The following is a 6,966-nucleotide window of genomic DNA, read 5'->3' as shown; positions in this document are numbered from 1 at the left end:
CTCGCTCCCCCGCCCGGCGACCGCCGGACCGGACGCCCCGAGCAACATCCCGACCGGCAACGCGAGCGCCGCGAGGAGCAACAACACGCCGCGCGGGCCGATCACGTCGATCAGTAGGCCGGCTCCCGCCAGGGCGAGCATCCGAGCCGCCCCCGTCATCGCGGAACTCGCGGCGATCACCCGCCCCCGCAGCGCATCCGCGGTAATGCGCTGCCGCGTCGTGGCCACCACCACAAACGCCAGCGCCGACGCTCCGTCGAGCACCAACACCACCACCGCGAGCCACAGCGGGTCGGCCAACAAGGCAAGCGCGCCGGCAGCAGCCCCGTTGACGACAAGCACCACCGCCAGCAACACCTGCCACCGCTCGACATCAAGGAATCTCGCCAGCAGGAGGCTGCTGACCAGTCCTCCGACCCCGGCAGCCGAAACCACAAGCCCGATCGTCAGGGGTGCGAGCCGCCGAGTGCGCCGCAGTCGTGCTCGCTTGATCGTGGAGGCACGGTCTTCCATGCTGCTCTGGCCTCGAATGACCGACCTCCGGGGTGTTCCGTTGCTCGCCTTCAGCTGACCGGTTGGAGCTGGTGGGGTCAGGGGAGGTGGGGTGCGATCACTCTGAGCGGCACCCAGCCGCACGAACTTGTCTGCATGTAGCGCGGGTTGCGTCTGTCGCAGTTCCACTTTTGCCTCGCTGCGCATAAGACGTTGATCATCCGATGTTAACGTTCTGCACTCACGCCCACACGGTGTGTACGTACGGGGGGATCGTCGCTAGACGTCTCCGGAACGCCTCGAGAACCGAAGCACTGGAGGAAAGCTTCATGCACGCAGAACGCGGGCACATTGCCACCAGGGCCGACCGCCGTCCCACCGGACGAACAAGCCTGGTCGCAACAGTCCTGTCCGGCCTGCTTGCCGCCGTACTGATGGTGGCCGCCATCCCCGGGACGGCTGCCGCTTCCCAGGCGGGGGCCCAGGGGGCCACGGGCGGGATCCAGATCGACTGGACTGCCGAGTGCAGTGACGGCCTGATAACCGTCGAAGGGGAAAAGGTCACCGTCGCCGAGGTGCTGGCTCAGGACGCCGACGCCCAGCGCCGCTATACGCGCCTCATGGCCAGCGACACCGTCGTGGCGCAGCTCTGGTCCACGGGGGCGGAGTCGCAGGCGGATGTCGAGGAGATGGCCGGCATGCTGGCGCTCTCCTTCGGGACCGACGAGGGAGTCCAGGAGTTCATCGCGAGCACTGGCAAGCACACCAGTGACATGCTGGCGCTGAAGACGACGTGGCCTTGGCAGCTGAAGTGCAACAAGGCGCGCGCCGCGTACGCCCTCTACCAGGGGATGGGGACCGGAATCTGCGGTGGCCTGACCGTGGCTTCGGGTGGCCTGGCGCTGGTCGTCTGCAACCTGCTCAAGAGCGCGGCGGGCGGCAAGGTCAACTGGAACAGCGTGTGCTGATCTAGCCGTTACCTCGGGTGGGTGGCGTATCCGCGCCACCCACCCGTCGCAGACAGAAACCGAGACTCCCAAGGAGGGGCACCTTGTTGACCTTGCTGTTCGGCCGAATCCGCAGCCGCCAGCACTTCCTGTGGGCGTCGGCGGCGGCCGTGCTCGGCACCGTGGCCTTCCTTCTCCTCATGGGCCTGTCCGGCTGGACCGGTGACTACCCCGCGCATCAGGTCGTCCTCTCGACCCTTGCGGTGGCAGCGGTCGAGACCGTCGGATTCCTCTTCGCCTACGTGTTCCTCCGGGAACGCTGGCAGTCGTAGGAACCTGCTCCCAGAGCGTTGAGCATCAGGCGTCGTCCGGGCTGACTCAGAGATGGCACGGCGGTCGACGGTGTGCCATCGTCCTGGACAGGCGCGTTGGAGAGGAGCTTCCGCAGCGGGCGGTCCGGGCTGCTGGTGCTCTGGCCGGGAACGTTCGCTGGGTCGGCGGAACAGGACGAGATACCTGAACCGTTCGGTAATGTTCGTTCGGGGAGTACCCGAAGGGCTACTGCCTGGTGGCAAACGGCAGCCGCAGTTGTAGGCGACGTCCCACGACCACGGACGTAACCACGGCCTTGCGGCCCCCGTTGCCGGCGGAAGGGCCACGAGGCGGACGGGGGAACATCGATGACGGCCACTCACGCTTTGGCCGGGGTTGGGAGCAGCCCGCCGCCCGGGAGCGACACGGTCATCGACGTACGGGATCTGCGGATGCGCTACCGCGGCCAGGACGTGTTGAAGGGTGTCGGCTTCACGGCCCGGCGAGGCGAGGTCGTCCTGCTGCTCGGTCCTAACGGCGCGGGTAAGACGACCACGATCGAGGTCCTGGAAGGCTTCCGGATGCGCTCGGCCGGAGACGTGGCCGTTCTCGGCACCGATCCGGCGCGCGGGGACGAACGGTGGCGTGCGCGCCTGGGCATCGTGTTGCAGTCCTGGCGCGACCACGGGAAGTGGCGGGTCCGGGAACTGCTCGCTCACCTCGGCTCGTACTACGCGCCGTACTCCACCGCCCTCGTGCGGCGGCCATGGGACGTGGACGAGCTCCTCGCCGCGGTGGGGCTGACCGAGCAGGCGGACAAGCGGGTCGGAACTCTGTCCGGCGGGCAGCGCAGGCGCTTCGACGTGGCCGTCGGCATCGTGGGCAGGCCCGAGGTGCTGTTTCTGGACGAGCCGACGGCGGGTCTGGACCCGGAGGCGAGGAACGAGTTCCACGGCCTGGTACGCGGGCTGGCGGACGAGAACACCACTGTTCTGCTGACCACGCACGACCTCGCCGAGGCGGAGAGGCTCGCCGACCGCATCCTCATCCTGGCCGGTGGCCGGATCGTCGCCGACGGCTCGGCGGAGGAGCTGTCGCGCCAGGCGTCGGCCGAGGCCACCGTGCGCTGGACACGGAACGGGCAGCCCTTCGAGGAAGCGACAGCCGAACCCACCCGGTTCGTCCGCCGGCTGTTCGAGGAGCACGGCGAGGCGATCGGAGGGCTGGAGGTGCGCCGGGCGAGCCTGGAGGACACCTATCTGACGATGGTGCGGGAGCTGGAAGCGGGGAGCGTCCCCGAGGAGCGAGCGGTGCACGCTTTCGAGGAGGGATCTCGATGAGCCCGGTGTGGTACGCGGCGGTGGTAGGAGTGCGACGCGGCTGGACGGAACTTCGGCAGACCTTCACCACCGGCCAGGACGTGTTCGGCTACGTGATCTGGACGGTCCTGCTCCTCGTGCCGCTGTTCCTGCTCAGGGACAGTCCACTTGAGGGTGCCGGCATCTCGGCCGGCGCGTTCATGCTGCCGAGCATGCTGGGGATGACACTCGCCTTCACCGGAATGATGACCACCGCGCAACTCCTCGCGACCGAACGTGAGGACGGCACCCTGCTGCGGGCCAAGGCCGTGCCCCACGGCATGGTCGGCCACCTGGTCGGCAAGATCATCATGGTGTCCGGGACGGCTCTCGCCTCCATGGCACTCCCCTTCGCCGTGGGCGTGTTCCTGGTGGACGGGGTCGCCCGAGAGGGTGGCGGCGCGTTGCTGACGCTGGTGTGGGTGGTGCCGCTGGGTCTCCTGGCCACCCTGCCGATGGGCGCTGTCATCGGCTCACTCGTCAGCAGTCCGCGCACCGTCGGGTTGCTGATGCTCCCCGTGATGGGACTCGTCGCGATCTCCGGCATCTACTTCCCTCTGTCAAAGCTGCCCGAGTGGCTGCAGATCATCGGGCAGATCTTCCCCGTCTACTGGCTCGGCCTTGGTCTCCGCTCGGCGCTCCTGCCCGCCGAGGCGGTGGCCGCCGAGATCGGCGACTCCTGGCGGCATCTGGAGACTGCGGGCGTGCTGGGCGCCTGGACCGTTGCCGGCCTGCTCCTCGCACCGTCCGTCCTGCGCAGGATGACCCGCCGCGAGTCCGGGGCCGCGATGGCGGAACGACACCGGAAGGCGATGCAGCGGATCGGCTAGTGACGCGCCGGGGATACCGGCCCGGCTCCCGGTCAGGACACGTCGGCGCGCGCTCCGAGCGAAACGGCTGCGTCGCTGAGGCGAGTGGGCCCCGGGCACCGTACGCCCTTACAGATCGAACAGACTCTCCTGGAAGTTGTCGACGACATCCCGTCGTGGGTAGAACAGGCCCAGTAGTAGAAACGTCTTGGGGCGGGCCGCGACGTTGCCGACAAAGCAGTGCACGGCCTTGTCCGGAGAGACCATCCGGTCGAACCAGCGCTCACGGAGCTTGTCCTCCACGGCGTCCGCTCCGTACTGGCGAAGGAACTTGCGGTACGACTCGCCCGCCTCCCAGTCCCTCAGCCCCATATCGTGGCCGCCGCATTCCCGATCCGCACATCGGAAGCTGTACCGGAACTCAAGTGGCACCCACTCCAGCTGGCGAAGGTCCTGATCGAGTAGATCCAACTGATCGGCCAAGGCCGCCTTCGAAGCGGGCCAGGGCTCGGCAGGAGCGAAGCGGAAGCCCGTGACCTCAGCTGGACGGAAGACGCCGAGCGATGTGCCCCGAACCTCTTGGTCCCGCTTTATGGAGCACAGGGACGGTGCTACGAGAGGCCGAACATACGAGAAGCGTTCACGCCAGCCGTCCGCTGTCCCGAGGCGCTCGATGACCTTGAGGGTCTGCAGATTGGGGCGCAATCTCTCGGGACGGCGGTCCCCATGATGTCGCTGCACGTCGACCTCGACGATCGAGTACTTGGCGAACTGGCTTTCTTCGTTCAGCAGCCGGAACGGAACCGGGAAGAGCCGCACATGCTGGGGCGCACCCTGGTCGAGCCGTATGCCAGCCACGCAGCTCGTCTCTCGGTACCTCGTGGACAGTTCCGGATAGGTCTTGACCGTGATCATGATCCGCGCACGCTGCCAGTTCCCCGATCCCATGGCTCCCCCTCCACTGATCTCCCGATCCGATTGGAGGAGAGGCATGCGCCACCGGCAAGGGCGCGTTCAGGGGCGAGGGACGAAATCAGGCCAGGGGGATGACGGGCACTGCGGCCCGCTTGCGGACCGTGTCCAGAACGACCTGCCGGTGGCAGCGGCTCTCGTCCTTCTCGAAGCACAGGACCGCGACCCGGGACTGCCGGGCGTGCTCCGCCAGGCGCTCAAGATCCGTTTGCGCCTCCTCGGACCGCAGCACCCCGCGGAACCGAGCCCGGCCCACGTCGAGCCGGCCGTCCCAGAACGGTGCCCGGTTCTCCTTGGGGTTGCCCAGACCGCGAAGGTGGGTGTACTCGATGCCGGCCTCGGCAAGTGCTTCCCCGAGGCGGGTCTTGCTGAAGCCCTTCTTACGACTGATCGGCGTGAGTCGTACGTCCGCCACGACATCGATACGGCTGTCGAGGAGAGAGGCGACGAACGAGTCGATGTCCCTGCCTTCGTACCCAGCGGACCAGAGGCCGGGGGTGACCGTGGTCTCCCGGAAGAGCTCATCGAGGGAGACTTCCAGAGCCTCGGCGACCGCTCCGACGGCGAAGAAACCTGGCTGGATCGCTCCACCGCTCTCCAGGCGGGCCAGCGTTCCTGGGGCGATGCCGGACTCCTTGACGAGCCGCTCCCGCGTCCACCCACGGGCCTCCCGCAGCACACGGACCCGGTGGGCGAGTGCTCGGGCGTGGTCGTGGGGACGCACTGCGTGATGGCTTGCCATGTGTCGTGATCCTAATGGCGGTTGAGACAGGTGGGCATGGTGTTCCCGGCCGACTATGGGGTTGGCTTCGCGAACGCGTAGGTCCGAGCGCCCCCAGCTGCCGCACTCCAGTCGTCCTCGCCAGGCACCCTCTGGGAGAAGCCGACCAAGATCTTCTCGGCTTTCTCCCAAACGATCTCCGGGAACCACTCAGGGGCCTGACCCGCTGTGCGGATCAGGCCCCTGACCTGGTGTTTCTTCAGTCGGGGTGGCGGGATTTGAACCCACGACCTCTTCGTCCCGAACGAAGCGCGCTGCCAAGCTGCGCCACACCCCGAAGCAACGAGCATTACTTTAGCCCACGCTCGCGCTGAGGCGAAATCCGGTTTTGATCGGGTCAGGGGCGGCGCTCGGTGAGGGTGAGGAGGGTGGCCTCCGGGGGGCAGGCGAAGCGGAAGGGGTAGTAGCGGTTGGCGCCGCAGCCGGCGGAGACGTGGAGGTAGGCGCGGCGGTCGCCGACGCGGTGGTCGGTCAGGCCGCTGACGCGGCGGGTGTCGAGGTCGCAGTTGGTGACGAGGGCGCCGTAGAAGGGGACGCGGAGCTGGCCGCCGTGGGTGTGGCCGGCGAGGATCAGCGGGTAGCCGTCGGCGGTGAAGGCGTCGAGGGCGCGCAGGTAGGGGGCGTGGACGAGGGCGAGGGAAAGGTCGGCGTCCGGGTCGGGGCCGCCGGCTACCTCGGCGTAGCGGTCGCGCTTGATGTGGGGGTCGTCGAGGCCGGTGAAGGCGAGGTCGCCGTGTTCGAGCTTGAGACGGCCGCGGGCGTTGGAGAGGCCGACCCAGCCGGCGGCGTCGAAGGTGTCCCGCATGGGTTCCCAGGGGAGGTGGACGGCGCCGACGACCGGGGGGTTGCCGTTGAGGCCGTGGCGGCCGGATGCCTTCTCGAAGAGGTAGCGGGCGGGGTTGCGCGGCGTGGGGCCGTAGTAGTCGTTGGAGCCGAAGACGTAGGCGCCGGGGAACTCCAGGAGGGGGCCGAGCGCGTCCAGCAGCTCGGGGACGGCCTCGGGATCGGAGAGGTTGTCTCCGGTGTTGACGACGAGGTCGGGGCGGAGGCCGGCGAGGTGCTGGAGCCAGCGGCGCTTGCGGTCCTGCCCGCTGACCATGTGGATGTCGGAGACCTGGAGGACTCGCAGCGGTTTCATGCCGGGCGGCAGGACCGGGACGGTGATCCGCCGGAGCCGGAACATGCGGGGTTCGATGACCGCCGCGTATCCGACGCAGGCCGCGCCAAGTGCCGTCAGGCTGAGGGGGACTCCGTATCGCGCACGCATCCGTCCATGGTCGCAGAAGGGGCGGGGG

8 protein-coding genes and 1 tRNA gene are annotated in these 6,966 nt (G+C 68.3%); 4 read left to right on the top strand and 5 right to left on the bottom strand.

What is annotated here, in order from left to right; genetic code table 11:
- Positions 1 to 513: MFS transporter (locus tag FNX44_RS21640; RefSeq protein WP_173019250.1), on the bottom strand; the 513-nt coding region annotated here is incomplete at its 3' end.
- Positions 514 to 821: 308 nt separating this feature from the next.
- On the opposite strand from FNX44_RS21640, the gene FNX44_RS21635 reads away from it, so the two are divergent.
- The 4 genes from FNX44_RS21635 (at position 822) to FNX44_RS21620 (ending at position 3,939) form a co-directional block, all read left to right on the top strand.
- Positions 822 to 1,460 (top strand): hypothetical protein, encoded by a 639-nt coding sequence (locus tag FNX44_RS21635; RefSeq protein WP_143650357.1) that lies wholly within the window; start codon positions 822 to 824, stop codon positions 1,458 to 1,460.
- An 83-nt stretch (positions 1,461 to 1,543) separates the two neighbouring features.
- On the top strand, positions 1,544 to 1,771 hold the full coding sequence (locus FNX44_RS21630; RefSeq protein WP_143650356.1) for a hypothetical protein: 228 nt from the start codon (positions 1,544 to 1,546) through the stop codon (positions 1,769 to 1,771).
- 348 nt (positions 1,772 to 2,119) lie between these two features.
- Entirely contained in the window at positions 2,120 to 3,091 is a 972-nt protein-coding gene (locus tag FNX44_RS21625; RefSeq protein ID WP_143650354.1) for an ABC transporter ATP-binding protein, read from the top strand.
- The gene (locus FNX44_RS21620) at positions 3,088 to 3,939 is read left to right on the top strand and encodes an ABC transporter permease (protein WP_153507595.1); all 852 of its coding nucleotides are present in this window, start codon (positions 3,088 to 3,090) and stop codon (positions 3,937 to 3,939) included. Before FNX44_RS21625 ends, FNX44_RS21620 begins: the two co-directional genes overlap by 4 nt.
- Before the next feature lie 108 nt (positions 3,940 to 4,047).
- Here FNX44_RS21620 and FNX44_RS21615 read toward each other — a convergent pair whose 3' ends face one another.
- From FNX44_RS21615 to FNX44_RS21600, 4 genes are all read right to left on the bottom strand, one after another.
- Entirely contained in the window at positions 4,048 to 4,866 is an 819-nt protein-coding gene (locus tag FNX44_RS21615; protein WP_500274170.1) for a DUF8757 domain-containing protein, read from the bottom strand.
- Between the two features lie 85 nt (positions 4,867 to 4,951).
- Positions 4,952 to 5,632, bottom strand: a complete 681-nt coding sequence (locus FNX44_RS21610; protein WP_143650351.1) for a DUF488 family protein, N3 subclade — start codon at positions 5,630 to 5,632, stop codon at positions 4,952 to 4,954.
- A 242-nt stretch (positions 5,633 to 5,874) separates the two neighbouring features.
- Positions 5,875 to 5,948 (bottom strand) — tRNA-Pro (locus FNX44_RS21605).
- A 60-nt stretch (positions 5,949 to 6,008) separates the two neighbouring features.
- A complete protein-coding gene (locus tag FNX44_RS21600) occupies positions 6,009 to 6,938 on the bottom strand; it encodes a metallophosphoesterase (protein WP_143650349.1) in 930 nt (309 codons plus the stop codon).
- Positions 6,939 to 6,966 lie beyond the last annotated feature (28 nt).

This window comes from Streptomyces alkaliterrae, assembly GCF_007097205.2.
GTDB classification, from domain to species: domain Bacteria; phylum Actinomycetota; class Actinomycetes; order Streptomycetales; family Streptomycetaceae; genus Streptomyces; species Streptomyces alkaliterrae.
The sequence above is the reverse complement of the archived record's forward strand: the minus strand, read 5'-3'. Positions and strand labels throughout refer to the sequence as shown.